Consider the following 15,755-nt stretch of genomic DNA (forward strand, 5'->3'; position numbering starts at 1 on the left):
GAAAATACGTTGGTGAAAATGGTGAAAAATATATTGACGCTAACACCAGATGATATCCGGGCACCGGCGCATGGCCGCGTACCGGCTCCTCTCCGCGCACGACGAGGGCTACGCGAGGATGCCGTGCCGGATCGTCGAGGGCGTCACCGACGAGCAGGCCATCGCGCTCCTCCATGCCGCCAACTACTTCACGAGGGAGCTCACCGTCACGGAGCGCGCCGCCGCGACGCGGGCGCTCGGGGCCGAGGTCGAGCGCATGAGAGGAAGCGACCCGCGCCTTTCCGGCATGAGAACCGAAGACATCAAGGCGGAGATCATCAGCAGCCAGACGGGGCGGAAGGTCTCGGGCAAGTCGATCCGGAGGCAGGAGGCGCTCGCCTCGACGATCGAGAACGACCTCTCCCTCGGATGGAGGAAGCTGGCGGACGAGGGGGCCCTTTCGAGCCAGGCGATCAAGATGCTCGCCAAAGTGCCCCAAAAGGAGCAGATGAGACTCCACGTCCAATGGGCCGAGGAAGGCGGATACGGCAAGCGCGACACCACCGACTTCATCCGGAGGAACACCTCGAAGGGAGCCGACGCGGACGACCGGCTGCGCCGGGCGGACAGGGAGATCCAGAAGTTCCTCTCCAGGCACCGAACGCCCCTCCCGCAGGCGGACCGAGGCATGATCGAGGCCATCTCCAGGCATGCCGAGGAGCTGGGAAGGCTCCTCTAGGCGTTCGGCAGGGGCTCGCGGCGGATAAGGACGCCTCCTCCATCGGCCGTGAGCCCCGGGTTTAGCAAGTAGCCCATGGAAGGGATACAAATCCCTTCCGATGGTTTCCCGTGGATACAGAGCCACGGGAAGCGCCGGCCTCCTCCCTTCGCATCGCGAACGGGTCGGAGAACCAGCTCGGTCGCCCAGCCTGCCGGGGCAAGCCCGACAGTCCCGGCTCCCTCGTCGCGGGGGAGCCCCCGCTGGCCCCTAAGCGAAAGGTTTCGCCCATGAGCAAGAAGAACCCCAAGACCGCGGACTTCCACATCCGCATGACCCCGGAAGAGCGGGCCCACATCGACGAGATCGCCGAGAAATGCGGCCTCACGAGGTCCGACCTCATCCGCCTTTTGGCGCAGCTTCCCGCCAGCGAGATCCACTGGCCCAACGTCCGCCTGGTCGTCGTCGACGCCAAGGAGATATCGCGCATCCACAAGGAAATGCGCCGGTTCGGCACGAACCTGAACCAGGCGACGCATGCGCTCAACTCCATCTCTTACTACTTGCGGCACGGAAAGCTCCGGTACGAGTACCTGGACATCGCCCTCCCGGAGATCCGCGAGAAGCTGGATGCCGTGAACGCCCGGCAGGAAAAGCTGTGCGAGGAGATGTCACGGCTCGAGACCGCGATGTTCGCGAGGTGGTGAGGATGCCAGTGCTGAAGCCCATATCGGGACACGGAAGCTGCGTCCCGGTCCAAAGGTACCTCGAGAAGAACGGGCGCGCGCTCGCGCGCGACTTCTTCAATTTCTCCGAGACGCCGGACGCGGACCTCATGCGCGAGCCCGAATTCGGGAAGCCCTTCGATTGGGCGGCGGAAATGGACGCCTTCAGAGCCGAATGCGGCAACGACGATCCATGGAACGGGAAGAGGGCCCGCACCTTCAAGCATTTCGTGCTGTCTCCCTCCCCGGAAGACGAAGTGAGCCTCGATGAGCTCAGGGAGCTGGCGCACGCATGGGCACTCCGGTTCTTCCCCGAGCACCACATCGCAATCGTCTACCACGACGACAACGAAAACCGCATCCCCCATGCGCACATCGTCGTGAACAACACGAACGTGGTCACGGGCAGGAGGATGCATACCGACAACCCCCTCGATCTCAACCGGGCGCTCCAGGAGATGGCGGCCGAGCGGGGGCTCAGGGCGCTCAGCAACGAAAGGCCCGAGCCCAGCACGGGCTTCCAGCGACTCGCGGCGAACAGAGGCGAGCTCGGAGCGAAAGCGCGCACCCTGCAGGAGACCTACCGCAGCCGAGCCGAGCGAAGGGCCGAGGCGGCGGGCGGCTACTCGTGGGTGGCGGACATCAGGAACAGGGTGGGCATCGCGAAGGGCCTTGCCAGAAACGAGCAGGAGTTCCGGAGCATCCTCGGAATGATGGGCGTCGGGATCGAGGACAACTCCCCCCGCGCGCGCAGGCAAGACTGGATCTTCTCGCTCGCCGACGCGCCCGCCCGCCGCGTCTCGGGGGAGCGCCTGGGCGCATCCTTCGGCAAGGCCGCGCTGGAAAGACGGCTCCTCGGAGCGAGGGCAGAGCACCTGCCGGACGCATCCTCGCGGGAACTCCTGCGCCTCGCCAGGAAGGCAGTCGAACTCAAGGACCTCGACGAGCTGGATTCGCTCTCCAATGCGTTAGAGGTCTGCGGCAAATGGCGCATCATGTCCCTCGACGCTGCCGACAGCGCGATCGCGGCGCAGCGAGCCAGGCTGCGAAACGGAGTTCCCGCCAACCGGGAAACCCGCATCCGGAAGGAGATCGAGGCCCTGGAGCATGCGAGGGACTTCCTGAAGGAGAGAAAAGCGCTTCCGCTCCACGACGTCAGCCGAAGGGACGGTCGCGCCAGCGGCAAAGGAGGCTGGGCGGGCGAGCCATCGGGCTCCGAGCGAAACACCCCGCAGCGCGAGCAGCCGCGCGAAAGGAGGGAGGAGCGCCAGCGATGAAGGTAGTCATCACATACGACAACGGGAGGGTCGACGTCTTCGACGACGGGCGGTTCACCGCCGCGCAGCCCTTCGGAAGCAACGCGATGCTCGCGAACTACGAGCTGAGGTTCGACCGTCTGGGGCAGACGGGCTTGTGGCTTTGCATCCATCATTACGACATCTCCCCGGGAGCGGCGCAGCTCGATTCCCAGGAGGGGACGCCCAGAGCCTCAAGGAGCCGAGGATGGCAGTTCCTGCTCGCGGAGAAGGAAGAGGTTTCGCATGTGGTCCAAATAAAGGCCGATGAAAGAGAGCTCGCGTTCCGCGTGGGAGGAGAGCTCGTGGACGCGGCGAAGTTCAAGCAGATGGTCGACCTGTGCATCAGCGACGCCTCTCAGAAGAGCAAGGCGCAGTGCGCCGTCGAGCTCTTCGGCATCCTGTCCCGCATGCCCGGCGCTTCGGTGGCGGCACCCGAAGAGATCTGCTCGAGGTTCGGCTTCGGACTCGGAGCGTACGACGAGGCGCTGGCCATAAGCGCCTCGCCCCCCGGCTCCTTTGGAGAGCGGCATCCCGGTAAGGAAGACGGAACTCAGGACGTAGGGTGCGAGTGGATGAAAGGATTAGACGATGAGGTTCCTGATTAAAGCGACGGTAGGGTTCTTCGGCTGGTTGATCCGAGCCGTGTTCAGATTCATGTAGAGGAGTGCGGGATGAATGACAAGCCCAAGAAAATCAGGGGGAAGATACTTGCTGTCTTCAAGAACAAAAAGAAGACGACCATCATAGCAGGCTGCGCCGCGGTGGTCTTCATAGCCGCGGCATGCTTCCCCGCGATTGCCGCGCACCAGATCAACCTGTCCTCTGAAAGCAGCAAGACGGAAGAGCAAATGACCGCCGAAGATGCGAGCGTATCGGGCGACAACCCGGCCGATCAAGGAAACACCGGGATGACACTCAGCGATACCGAACCATGCGCGCCTGATGTCCGTCCATCGGAAAGCCAAAGTACGAAAGAATCCATAGCAGCCGATCAAGCAGCAGCGGGTGGCAACGCCACCGTCGTCGATGAGGTCAATGCGAGTACCTCAAGCTCGGATGAAGACTCTGCTAATTTGCAATCGAGTAGCACTAGCGATTCCCAGAAGACCTGGGTCGAGGAGATCGAGAGAATATGGGTCGTCGACAAAGCTGCATGGGTTGAGACGATCCCCATCTACGAGAGCCTCGAGAGATCGATCTGCAACATCTGCGGCGCCGACATCACGGGAAGCACGTCTGATCACAACAAGCAACACATGCTCGCCGGAGAAGGCTCCGGCTACCACAGCGAAGTCCGGCAGGTGAAGGTCGGGGAAGAGACCATCAAGCACCGCGAGGAAGGACATTGGGAGACCGTTGCTGTTGGAGGGCATTGGGAATAGAGATCAAACCGGAAAAGGTCGCAATACCTCGATCATTCTCGCTCATAAACTTTCAACGAGCGAAGCGAGCCAAAATCGAGTTGCGTTTTTCAGAATACGAATGTTGTCAAAGGCGTCGACGTTTATCTCCTTTAGCGCCCTCTCCGTCACATCGTCCGGCAATGAAGGGAAGGGGCGTTCATCCAGCCCTTGATACTTATCCGAAAAGCTCGATACATATCTTTCAACGAACTTTTCCTTTTCAGCATGGCTCAAGGGAAAGAAATGAGCCATCAAGCTGAAGCGGGAAAGCAACTCTGCCGGAAAAGTCGTTTCCAATCGCGCCCTCGGGCAATTCGTCGTGAATACGATGACATAGCCGCCCAGCTCGTGTTCTCTGCTCTGCGAGTCGGTATAGGTTCCCGTCTCAAGAAGATCGAGGAAAAAGTTCCAAACGGAAGGCTCGGCCTTCTCGAACTCGTCAATAAGTAGGACACCCGCTTTGGAGGAATCGAGTTTTCTTCCCAACTCCCCCTCTTCGCTTCCTACGTAACCCCTCGGGCTGCCTATGAGAGAATTGAGAGAATCCTTGCTGCTATAATTCCCAAGATTGATCTTCGGAAGCGGCTCATCTGGTGCAATGGCGTTACATAAAATCTTGGCCACTTCTGTCTTCCCGACACCAGAGGGACCCAGGAGCAAAAGGGAGAATACCCTTTGTTCCCCGAGGGCGTAAAACAATCTGAAGCTCTTTGAATGCTCCTTGAAGGCGTCTTTGAAGCGACCTTGGCCAATAAGATCATTATCCAGAGTATTTACAACCCCTTCATATTCCGCATCTTCAAGAGATACAAGGGTCTTTTTCTCCATTACGTCACCATCCTGATTATCCTCCATGCCCGCTTCGCAGTTCTTAAAGCTGGAGAAAGTGTTCCTTAGGAGATACTTTCCTTTCTCTGCGACCTCTTCATCCGCAATAAACAGAACATCGGAAGGCATACGCAAAAGAAGCAGCTCAAACATTGGAACGAAAGGTTGTTCGCCTATTTTTAGCTCAATGAACTGGGTAACGTCCACGACGACGCTTGACGAAGAAAGAAGAGCCTCGGCGCCATCTTCGCTTTGATACTCGAAAATAGATGTTATCTCACGGCCCTCTCTTTGGATCTCATCAACAAAGGCCGGGTATTGAGCACGCTTATAGGTTACTAGCTCGTGCACTATTTCCCACCACCATTATTCAGCGAGATTGATTGGATAAGAGCAAACACATCGATGTAGATTCCCTCTTCTCCATCTTTTCCCTCGACATTTTCCGCAGATGTCTCTTCTTCGCCGCATTCAACAACGTTCGCCGTAATCGCCGTAATATGATTAGCCGTCTCGGACTTCTGAAAGTAGTCGAGCGGGCTCTTCAGCTTATCGGGAGTTATTTCCCCTTTGCAAACCCCTACAACTCCCACTTTTCCTATGAGCAGGTCGTCAATGGTGTATTTGCTCTCGAACATATCTTTCCCGTCAAGGGGGATCTTCATATACAGTGGCTTCTTGCAAGGCCCAGATCGTCCCAAAAGCTTGAACGCCGCACCATTGTGCAGGAATGATTGCACCATATGGCCCAAATCGAGATTTCCGGATTCTGGAATAGTAAACCCATCAAGGAATCCGTTCGTCAACATCATGATGCTGCGAATCTCTTCCTCATTAATGAGCTCGAGAGACAGCCCGTTGATATAAACCAAATCCCCTTCAGCCAAATCGACCTCAAGCGATTTACCGTCAGATTTGCCTTTCCCATCTTTGGTCACACAGTGCTCTATGAGTCGAGAAAGCATTCGGCTCTTCGTGTTGACATACACAAGAGTGTCTACAACCTTTTTCTGCTTTTCGCCATGAAGATTACCTTGCACATCGAGGTCGAAGCTCGTAAGTATCGGTATTTTGGCGCCCCCCTTAGCTTCTACATCTCCTTCTCCACCAAAGGAGCTGCCGCTTTCCCTGGAGCTGCCAGTTGCGACTTCGTTATCCAGAAGCATTGTCGCCTCAAAGACCTTTTCCTCGTTCATGTAATAGACCGTGAAAAAATCAGGATGATCTTCTGCCGGCATTCCGCCCCCCTATCCATTGTTCCAACAATTATCGGAAGATCTCAACTCAAATTGCGACCGACCAGCTTCAACTGCAAAAGGAAAGCTTGCCGTTACGCTGACCTTGACATAGCCTTTGAGATAATTCGCCAGAAAGAGAATCGGTAGCGTTCGGCCAGTGCCCAAGGAAGCCCGATACAGCCAGATCGGCTTCGCAACGCCTGATTCCCCTATTTCCTGCTGAGCACGTTAAATTACCTGGTGATATTCTAATTCTATCGACATATCATCGCCACGCCTACCGAGCAAGCAACGCTGAGAAAGCAAAGAGCAGGAGCTGAGCGAGTGCGATGAAAATAGGTTTCACCGATATTGATTAGAGCCGGAACCCAAGGGGGCTTTACATGCGCAAAACAGCAGTTGGACAAGGCAACACCGAATGGATTCTCCAACAAATTACGACGGAATACCTGCGTAAAAGCGATTTGCATTACGCAATCGCGATAGAAGGCGAATGGGGATCCGGAAAGACGAGGTTCCTGAAGACTAGGCTCGAAGAAGAACTCCATAAGGAAGGCATAGATCTAAAAATTGTCTACGTTTCCTTGTTCGGAATATCTGATTCGAACGACCTCTACCGAAGAATCATGGCTGCCATGCTGCCCCTCGACGATCCAAATGGCAACAAAAGAAGCCGTGCCTTTCAATATATACTCAAGCTACTGAGCAGAGCTGCATCCGAAGGTCTTGCTTTCTTCAGAATCTTCCCGAAAGTGAACTTCAGCATCGATCCCGAATTGTTTACCTCCCTTTTCCTACCACGCAAGCACCTTTTAATCCTTGATGACACAGAAAGGAGAAGCGCGAACTGCGATGATCTGTCTCTCTTCGGAGCGGTCAACGATCTGGTCGAGAATAAAGGGGTAAAGACGATACTTGTCTCCAATTCATTCAGCCCGAAATGCGCTGAGACCGACGGGGCTCATGGCCCGAAGAAGTCACCGGACGCCAGAGGTTTCGATTCCGAAGTCAGAGAAAAACTGGTTTGGCGGTGCCTGCGCTTCAAACCGAGCCTCGAAGACATCGCAAAAAGCGTATTCGCAGATCCTGCCGACGGACAAGACAGGATTGACATCATCGTGCAAGCTGCCCGAATGGCAAACTGCGGCAACGTCAGAGCATTTCTAAAATCGAAGAGTTTCATAGAGGATCTTCTGGCAGCCGATAAGAACTACCCTGGAGACGCAGCAAGGAAAAACAGGCAGTCCGCACTGCAAGAGCTGATCAGCTTCGCCCTTCTCATATGCCTAGGCAAAAAGCCCGCCAAACCCGAAAAGCCTGACTACGCCAGTGACGACATCCCCGGAATATTCCGGCTCCAGAACCAAAACGAACGATATGCCCGATTTTCCTCGTTCGGTTGCTTTAACGACTACTTCGGTGATTCGAATGGCCCCTCATCGACTCAGCTCCCAGAAGAATATATTAGCTACCTGGAAAGATGGTATCCGCAGAACGATGACACCATCAGCATGTCAGAACTGACCAATCAATTATCGTTCTTCGAAAGCCTCACCGACTCGCAAGCTAGTTCAATGATGGAAGAGCTTTGCAGCTTAGTCGCTAAGAAGAACTTCTCCGCAGAATACACCCCTAAAGCGTTAACAACATACTTCGCATTAGCGGAAATAGGCTTCGAAGGATCATTGGACGATAGAGCCTTCGTCGATTGCTGCTCGGAAGTGATTTCCAAGGATGGAGGCTCGGTTTATGAGGACCTCGACAGGGCTTTAAAGATCGGCCAGTCGGGACCTTGCAAAGATGCGATGGACCGACTTAGAGAGGAAGCCCTCACCGCCCGAGAAAGGAAAATGGCGGACACCAGCCAGATCAGCCCCGACGACCCTGAGTGCGGGGAAAAGCTAGGCGAATTGATTCAAAACGTCGCCAAAGCAAACCCGGCAAGGCTCACCGACATCGATCCAGAATTCCTCGCCCGAATCTTCAGCGCTTCAAAGCCGATGGGGCAATCCCGAATCCAGGAGTCATTCAAGCAATGCGGGCTTTATCTACAATGCCAAGACAACGAGCAAATTATAAAATGGCTCCGATCACTCGTCGATAATCTCCGAAGCACCAGCACAGATAAAACCGGCACGATGCGAAAGAGATGGACGATTTCGACAATCAATAACATCCTGGGCAACAAAGACTAAATGATTCTTGGGCAACCCCTCACGAATGATCGTCCTCGCCCATAGATCCCACCTTGAGGCAACACCATGCGAGGATCGCGTTGCACATGAGGAACATCCCGAGCGCAAAAAGAAACACCTTCATTCTCATCTCCTATCTTCTATCGCATAGACCACCGTCCGCGAGTTGGACGTCTGGTAGCTGCACGTCGCGAAGGCCCAGACCTTGGAATCCGACAGATCCGCCTCCTCGAGCACGAGGTCGCTACTAGATATCCGCACGTTGAGGTAGGCGGCGCGCTCCCCGTCGCTTCCGAAGGAGGCGCGGACCCTCTCTTCGTCTGCGTCCACCACATCCACGGCCATGACGCGCAGCTCGTGGACCCGGTCGTCGACGCGGGTGCTCACCCGGATGCCCCTGTGCCCTTCCGCGTAGCCCCTGTCGGAGTACCGCGCGAAATCAGCAAACACGCTGCCGTCGTCCATATGGTGCCCGTAGACAATCGAGAAGGGGGAATCGGGCGAGCACTCCCAATCCAGGTAGGGGGTGCCGTAGGCGCCCCGCCCAAGGGCGTCGGCATGAAGGTAGCGATTGGGCGCGTCCGCCGTGGCCTGGGCGATCGGCTCGTCAATGGAGGTCCCCGGCACCTCGACCCAAGCGACCACCTCCTCGGGGAGCGTCGCCCAGTCGATCGCACGATCTCCTTCGTCGGAGACGGCGACAGGAGCGTTTCCCGGAAAGTCGGACACCAGCACGGAGGGGATGCCGCCACCAGGCTGCAGCGTCTGCCGCAGCGCGAAGGCGAGCATCCCCGCAGCTAGGAGCGCTAGGGCGATGCGAACAGCGGCGCCCAGAGGGCGGGCATTGCGCCCGCCCTCTGCCACGAAGAGGATGCGGCGACACTTAGGCGTCTTCGTCCTGGCCATCGCTCGCTCCCTTGCGACGCTTCAGGAGAGCGCTCGCAGCGCCCGCCATGCCGTACGCTGCCAAGGCGATTCCGCCGGCGCCTGCCGCCACCGCGGTCGCGGCGGCTCCGGTCTTGGGATATCCCTTGCCGGGGGCCGCCTCATCCGGCTCGACGATTGCCACCGTCTGGGCCTCGTCGTCGATGTCGGCGTGCGGTGCGACCTCGATGCCGTCCTTCACGAGCGACTCGAACGCGACGGCGCTCTTGCCCGCGAGCCCGGTGGCGTCGAACTCGAAGGCCACCTCTACCTCCCCGTCGGGGGACTCGGGCGTGAACGCGGCCGAGGCGGATACGCCGTTGCCCTGCGCGTCCTTCAAAGGCTCTCCCGTGGCCTTGTCCATGAGCACGCCCGTCACGACGTACTCCTTGCCGGGGATGAGGTTCTCGTACGTCACCGTGTCGACGATGACCGCGGACTCGCCCGCGACGAGGCTCTTGTCCCCGTCGGCCCCGTCGACCGCGTTGGTGCGGATCGCCGGGAAGTAGATCGACTGGTTCGCGTCTGCCATGTCGTCATGCACCGCGATGACGTTCCCCTCGGAGTCGGAGAGCGTCTCCGTGAACACGGTCGTCCTGCCGGAGAGCCCGCTCGCGTCTATCTCGAAGGCGACCTCGACGGCTCCATCGGCCTCCTCGGGCGAGAACGCGACCTCCTGGACGTAGGCGTTTCCGTCCCCGTCCACGAGCATCTCGCCCGTCTCGGCGTCCGCGATATGGCCCGTCATCGTATAGGTGTTTCCTGGCGTGAGCCCCGTGTACTCGACCGTGTCGACGAGCTCGAGCCCCTCGTCCGCGACGCCGGTGGCGTCACCGGTCTCGGGGTTCACGGCGGTCGTGGCGATGTCGACGACGGCAACCGTCTGGCCCTCGTCTTCGATATCGGCGTGCACCATGTACTCCTCGCCCCCGCACGTCATGGTCTCGAAGGCGACGAGCCTCTTGCCCGCGAGTCCGGCGCCGCTGAAGGCGAAGGCCATCTCGACGCTTCCCGCGAAGTCCTCGGCCGTGAAGGTCGCCTGGGCGGTGATCTCGTTGCCGTCGTCGTCGAGCGCGGGCTCGCCCGTCTCGGCGTCCATCAGGACCCCTTCGAGCGTGTACTCGGTTCCGGGGATGCAGCCGGTGTACTCGACCGTGTCGATTATCGTCAGGTTCTCGCGCGCCTGGCCCTCGTGCGCTCCGCTTTCGGCATCGGTTGCCGTGGTGCCCATGGTCTTGGGCATGTTGGCTATCTCGAGCTCGAAGACCGCGCTCATGGTGCCGTCGGGAAGCTCGAACATTCCCTGGTCGTTCACGAGGAGGTCGTGGACGGCGGCGTTGCCCTCGTCGTCCACGTCGCTCACGACGTAGCCCTCGGGGGCCGAGGTCTCCTGCAGATGGTAGGAGCCGTGCTCGAGGTAAGGGACGCTGATGGCGCCGTCCTCGCCCGTGACGAGCTCCTCGTCGTAGGTTCCCTCGCCGTTCCAGAGCCTGAAGACGGCGCCTGCCACGGGCTTGTCAGAATCGAGGGCGTCGACCTTCTTGACCTTGAGCTCGGTGGGGGCATCCTCTGCTTCGAGCACCTCGTCGAACACGGCGACGTCCTGGCCTTGGTATTCGAGCGTCACGGTCTTCTCGTCGACGTCGAGCGCGTAGCCGTCCTTGGCCTTCGCCTCGTAGACGGTGTAGGTCCCGAGGTAGAGCTCGCCGGTCGTGGCGCGGCCCGCCTCGTCGGTCTCGAGCGTGGCCACGATGTCGCCGGCATGGGCGCGGACCGTGCCGGCGCCCGTGACGATGTCGGATGCCGCCTTCACGACGTAGACGGAATCGGAAACCGGCTCGCCCGTCGCGGAGTCGTGCTTGACGACGCTGATGGTGCCCTTCTGGGGCATGTCGGCGAACTCGACCTCGATGAGGTCGTCCCAGTCGTTGTAGACCGCCCCGACCGTGATGGTCTTGCCTTCGAGCGCCTTGACGTATCCCTCTGGCGCCTGCACCTCGACGAGCGTGTAGTCGCCCTGTTCGAGCAGCATCGGCAGCGTCACCTCGCCGCGCTCGTTGGTGGTCCAGGTGTCCATGATGCGGGTGTCGGGGTAGTGGCTCTCGTAGGTGACAAGCTCCCCGTCAGAGTCGAGCAGCTGGAAGGAGCAGGGAAGCGGGATCTGGCGCCCCGTCTCGGCGTCCGTCTTGACAACCTTGAGCGGCGTCTGCGGGATGTGGTTGTTCACGAGCGCCGGCGGGTCGTACTGCCCTTCCGCGGAGACGGTCGTCTTCCAGTCGGGGACCGGGATGATGTCGTGGCCGTACTCCGCCTTGAAGGCCTCGGCCACGGAGTCCGGGATGACCTCGTGCACCGTGTAGGTGCCGTATGCCAGGGCGCCCGACCAGCCTTGCGGGATGTCCCAGCCGTTGACGGCGAGGCCGCCTCGGGTCGATGCGAGGCCGTTCTCGTCGGTGGTGATGGTGCAGACCACCTCGCCGGGCTCGGCCTTCTCGCCGGTCTCGGGAGAGACGATCGGATTCTCGGATGCGTTGATCAGCTGGAACTGCACGCCGGGCAGCAGCACGCGCTCGGCCTCCTGCACTATGCCGGATTCGTCCTCGACCTCGATGGGGATTTCCTTGACCAGGCGGAAGTCGCCGCGCTCGACCGTGTCGGGCGCCTTGGGCGCGTTGTAGGTGTAGACGGCCTCGCCCATGGCGCCGCCGTCGGTTATCTGAATGCAGAACGCCTTGGGCTCGCCGCCCGCCCCGTCGTCGAGGTTGTAGCCGGCGGGCGCCTTGGTTTCCTGTATGACGGCCGTGCCCAAAGGAAGCGCGGGATCCCCGTTGCTCATATGGTAGAGGTCGGGGCCCGCCACCTTGTAGGCGTCGGCGTAGTCCGCGAAGCCGTCGGCGTCGGTTGCGAACACCCAGGTTCGCGCGGGATCTCCGGACGCCTCCGCCTCCTCGGCGCTGGCGTAGTGGCCCTCGTAGAAGCGCACGGTGAACTCCGCGCCCGCAAGCGACGCCGAGCCCTGGGGAGCGCTCTCCCCGGTCGTCGCGTCGACCTTCATGACGAGCATGCCGACCGGGTCGGACTTGGGGTAGTCGGCGACGCCCGCGGCGCCGTTGACGGCGCTCGCCATGTCGGGATGGACTTCCACCTGGTAGACGGTCTCGTCGAGGGCGTAGCCCTTGGCGGGGACGGTCTCCTTCACCCAGTAGGTGCCGGGAATGAGCTCGCCCAGCTTGCCTGACCCGCTGCCGTCGGTCTCGATGGATCCGACTTTGGAGGCGAGGCCGCTGTCCGAATAGACCCCGTAGACCGCGCCGGCGAGGCTGTAGCAGGGGTTCGACCCGCTGACCTCGGGCAGCGCCGAGCTCTTCTGGAGCACGATCTCGCCGTAGGGGGTGTACTCGAAGGACAGGATGATCTGCGTGCCTGCTCCCGTATGGAGCTGGAAAGCCTCGAAGTTCTGGGGCACCTCGCCCGCGCGCGCGGCGATCAGGCGTCCCGTCGCGTTCGGGTTGATCTCCTGGCCGGAGGTTCCGAAGCCGATGACGTTCTGTCGCACCCACTGCTTGAAGTCCTCGGTGCAGCCGTAGAGCGCGTAGCTGCCGTCGGAGGTGTAGGTGTCGGAGACGAGGATATGGGTGAGCGCGGCGTAGTGGTTGTCGTTCATGGCCGAGCCGTCGTACCACCTGCTCGGCCAGAGCGAGGCATCGAAGCCCGGAGAGCCGTATCCGAACCAGAGGTCAGCCGCGACTTCCGCCGTGCGTCCGGACGGCGCATCCAGGGAAGTCCTCGAATAGGTCCCCGGGGCGGGCGTCGACGACGCCGGGTCGGCGCAGTACGCCATCTCCCCGTCTGCCCACATCCAGGTGGTCGAGTAGCCGCCGTAGTAGATGCTCGACCCGACGGTCAGCTTCGCGGTCTGCGCCGCATGGGCCTCCCCGGCGAACGCCGGCGACAGCGTGGCGAGAAGTCCGGAAAATGCGAGCAGGACGGCGAGGATCGCCCTGAGCGGAGCGGAGCGGTCGACTGCGCCGATGGGGCTTGATTTGCTCATGACGCACCTCCTATCGTGCTGGTTTCTCAAAAGGGGCTTTGCCCTCGGAGAGGGCGGAAGCGCCCTCGCGGGCATGCTCGGCGCGCGAGCTGAGCGATTGCTCCCTGGATTCGCGCTGCGCGAGGTACTCCCTGCGGGCCTCGTCGAGGGCGGTCTTGAGCTGCGCCGGCATGACCTTGACCGTGTCCTTCGCCGCACGCCCCGTCCGCTCGTCTATGACGGGATTGCCCTCGGCGTCGAGGACGGAGCGCTGCAACCAGACCTCCCTGTTCGTCAGAAGCGGTATGTCGACGAAGTTCTCGCCTCGGTACTTCGAGGGGTTCACGAACATGGGCGAGAACTGGTAGTAGCTCACGTCGCGCCCTTCGATCACCGTCCCCTTCGGCAGCGTCACGGAGTTGAAGGTCCTCTTCTCGCCGCTCTTGGGGTCGGCGTACTCGATATCGGCCTTGACGAAGTTCCTGTGCAGGGTGATGTAGGTGTTCTTCTTCTCTTCGGCCATCGTCTCTTCTCCTTTCCTTGGTATCGGGATGGCGCCGGCCCTTCTCTTTGTTGACCGGGCCCGGGCCGGCGGCAAGGCCCGCAGGATCTCATCCCGAGGGACGAGGTGTGCCTGCGCGCTTCCATGGTCAGAACCCGCTCACGATGTCGCGGGCCCACGTGCCGCTCTTCACGAGCGAGAGGATGAGCAGGACGCACATGGCCAGGTACTGGAGCGCGTAGGTGAGGCCGTTCGCGATGCTGTCTATCGGCGTCCCCGTGCCGGGGTTGACGGCGACGAGCCCGCCCAGGATGAGGGGGAACGAGACGAGCAGGATGAGGATGATCAGCCCCGCGATGCAGACCGCGGCGAAGTTCTTGATGTAGCCGACGCCGATCTGGCGCATGTCGTCGAGCGCCATGAGGGACAGCGGTATCGGGCTGAACGCCGCCATGATGTAGAGCTGCAGGGCCCGCGCCCAGCAGACCACGAGGCTCACGATGTAGGCCACCAGCACGACGAGCCAGCTGACGAGCGAGACGAGGAGCATCGCGATGAGCGAGGGCAGGTCGTCGTCCCCCGTGACGATGGAGACCTCGCCTAGGTCGAGCGCGCCCCCCGTGCCGAACAGCGCGATCGTCCTGTCTATCGCCAGCCCCACCACCTCGTAGATCGCCTGCATGAGCTCGAAGCTGTTCTGGATCAGGAAGAGGAACACGGCGAAGAACACGAGCAGGAACACCACCTCCTTCACGCCCGGCAGCGACTGGCTGCCGTCCATGCGCTGGGAGATCTGGATGAGCTTGATGGTGAACACGAGCGAGAGCACCCCGCAGCCGATGGGCAGGATCGCGACCTGCCACACGGCGTGCACGATGTCGTACATGGAGGTCCCGCCTGCCGTCGTGAGCATGCTGCCGAAGTCGGCGCCCAGGATCCCCTCGTAGCCGATCGACTCCAGGACGTTCGCCTGCTGGGAGAAGATCCAGTTGCAGCAGTCGCGCAGCACGTCGCAGAGCCACCCGTTGATGTCGTCGGCGATGCTCGCCCAGGCGGGCCGCGCCGGCAGGAAGATCGCCGCGCAGACGATGAAGGAGAGCAGGGACGCCCTCGCGAAGCGCTCCCTGCCGCTCGGCCTTGCCTCGATGCGCGCGATCATCGGAACGTCAGCTCCCCGGACCCGTCGTCGACCACGGTGACGGGGGTGTTCGCCGCGTCGTCGAGGGTGAAGTTCGTGAGCTTGGTGCCCGCGTTGAAGTCGAGCCAGACCTCGCCGTCCCAGGTCGCCTCGGTCGCATGGGGGGATGCCCCCTTCGCGAACTCGCCGAGGACCGCCTCGAACTCGTCACGGGTGTGCCCGAACGCGTCGAACAGCGCCTCGTCCGGGTTCCCGATCGACACGTGCGCTTCCTCGGCGACATCGCGCACGAAGGCGCCGCCCAGCTCGTCGCATACGATCCTCTGGGAACCGTCTGGGCCGCTGGTGACGAAGAGCACCGCGAGCTGCTGCGGGCCGTTTACGGTTTGGGAGACGGAGAGCGTCGCGGAGAGGCTCCCGTCCGCGGAGGACTCCTCGTCGAGCGCGTAGTAGAGGACCGTCGTGCCCTCCGGGGACGTCACGACGAGGTTCGTCGGGGTGATGGACAGCGAGGACCCGCCGTCCTCGCTCGTCCAGGACGACCCGGCCAGCGCGGAGAAGCCCTTGGGCGCGCCGTCGGCGGCTCCGGCATCCTCTTCCTCGTCGCCTCGCCCGGTCTCCTGCGGGCTCGCCTGCTCCTGCGAAACGGGATCGGGTCCCGCCTCGCCGCCGTCCTGCGCGAGCGTGCAGCGCGCTACGCTCGATCCGACGAGGATCGCCAGCGCCCCTGCCGCCAAGACGGCGATGATCTTCGTTTTCCTATCCATTCTTTCCTCC

The 15,755-nt window shown here is 60.9% G+C and carries 13 protein-coding genes; 6 read left to right on the forward strand and 7 right to left on the reverse strand.

Annotation, left to right across the window (positions count from 1 at the left end):
• Positions 1-70 precede the first annotated feature (70 nt).
• The 5 genes from DXA43_RS07175 (at position 71) to DXA43_RS07190 (ending at position 4,102) form a co-directional block, all read left to right on the forward strand.
• Positions 71-718: a chromosome partitioning protein ParB gene (locus DXA43_RS07175; RefSeq protein WP_147344737.1), complete on the forward strand. Its 648-nt coding sequence runs from the start codon at positions 71-73 to the stop codon at positions 716-718.
• Positions 719-987: 269 nt separating this feature from the next.
• Positions 988-1,404 (forward strand): hypothetical protein, encoded by a 417-nt coding sequence (locus tag DXA43_RS10275; protein WP_158564956.1) that lies wholly within the window; start codon positions 988-990, stop codon positions 1,402-1,404.
• 2 nt (positions 1,405-1,406) lie between these two features.
• On the forward strand, positions 1,407-2,699 hold the full coding sequence (locus DXA43_RS07180) for a relaxase/mobilization nuclease domain-containing protein (protein WP_158564957.1): 1,293 nt from the start codon (positions 1,407-1,409) through the stop codon (positions 2,697-2,699).
• Positions 2,696-3,325 (forward strand): hypothetical protein, encoded by a 630-nt coding sequence (locus DXA43_RS07185; protein WP_114568149.1) that lies wholly within the window; start codon positions 2,696-2,698, stop codon positions 3,323-3,325. The genes DXA43_RS07180 and DXA43_RS07185 overlap by 4 nt, the downstream gene beginning before the upstream one ends.
• Before the next feature lie 66 nt (positions 3,326-3,391).
• Positions 3,392-4,102 carry a hypothetical protein gene (locus DXA43_RS07190; protein ID WP_117806690.1) on the forward strand — a complete coding sequence of 237 codons (711 nt, stop codon included), beginning with the start codon at positions 3,392-3,394 and terminating at the stop codon, positions 4,100-4,102.
• A gap of 42 nt (positions 4,103-4,144) precedes the next feature.
• Here DXA43_RS07190 and DXA43_RS07195 read toward each other — a convergent pair whose 3' ends face one another.
• Both DXA43_RS07195 and DXA43_RS07200 read right to left on the reverse strand, forming a co-directional pair.
• Positions 4,145-5,302: an AAA family ATPase gene (locus tag DXA43_RS07195; protein ID WP_117806691.1), complete on the reverse strand. Its 1,158-nt coding sequence runs from the start codon at positions 5,300-5,302 to the stop codon at positions 4,145-4,147.
• Positions 5,302-6,189, reverse strand: coding sequence for a hypothetical protein (locus tag DXA43_RS07200; protein ID WP_117806692.1), 888 nt, complete (start codon positions 6,187-6,189; stop codon positions 5,302-5,304). The genes DXA43_RS07195 and DXA43_RS07200 overlap by 1 nt, the downstream gene beginning before the upstream one ends.
• A gap of 383 nt (positions 6,190-6,572) precedes the next feature.
• On the opposite strand from DXA43_RS07200, the gene DXA43_RS07205 reads away from it, so the two are divergent.
• Complete coding sequence (locus tag DXA43_RS07205; protein WP_117806693.1) at positions 6,573-8,384, forward strand: P-loop NTPase fold protein; 1,812 nt, start codon at positions 6,573-6,575, stop codon at positions 8,382-8,384.
• Between the two features lie 126 nt (positions 8,385-8,510).
• Here the strand turns inward: DXA43_RS07205 and DXA43_RS07210 are convergent, their stop codons facing one another.
• From DXA43_RS07210 to DXA43_RS07230, 5 genes are all read right to left on the reverse strand, one after another.
• The gene (locus DXA43_RS07210; RefSeq protein ID WP_117806694.1) at positions 8,511-9,290 is read right to left on the reverse strand and encodes a class B sortase; all 780 of its coding nucleotides are present in this window, start codon (positions 9,288-9,290) and stop codon (positions 8,511-8,513) included.
• Complete coding sequence (locus DXA43_RS07215; protein ID WP_117806695.1) at positions 9,268-13,359, reverse strand: VaFE repeat-containing surface-anchored protein; 4,092 nt, start codon at positions 13,357-13,359, stop codon at positions 9,268-9,270. Before DXA43_RS07215 ends, DXA43_RS07210 begins: the two co-directional genes overlap by 23 nt.
• 10 nt (positions 13,360-13,369) lie before the next feature.
• Positions 13,370-13,861: a DNA gyrase gene (locus DXA43_RS07220; RefSeq protein WP_117806696.1), complete on the reverse strand. Its 492-nt coding sequence runs from the start codon at positions 13,859-13,861 to the stop codon at positions 13,370-13,372.
• A gap of 127 nt (positions 13,862-13,988) precedes the next feature.
• The gene (locus tag DXA43_RS07225; protein WP_233540036.1) at positions 13,989-14,999 is read right to left on the reverse strand and encodes a conjugal transfer protein TrbL; all 1,011 of its coding nucleotides are present in this window, start codon (positions 14,997-14,999) and stop codon (positions 13,989-13,991) included.
• Positions 14,996-15,745 carry a hypothetical protein gene (locus DXA43_RS07230; protein WP_117806697.1) on the reverse strand — a complete coding sequence of 250 codons (750 nt, stop codon included), beginning with the start codon at positions 15,743-15,745 and terminating at the stop codon, positions 14,996-14,998. Before DXA43_RS07230 ends, DXA43_RS07225 begins: the two co-directional genes overlap by 4 nt.
• Positions 15,746-15,755 lie beyond the last annotated feature (10 nt).

It is taken from the genome of Collinsella sp. OF02-10 (assembly GCF_003463445.1).
In the GTDB taxonomy this organism is placed as follows: domain Bacteria; phylum Actinomycetota; class Coriobacteriia; order Coriobacteriales; family Coriobacteriaceae; genus Collinsella.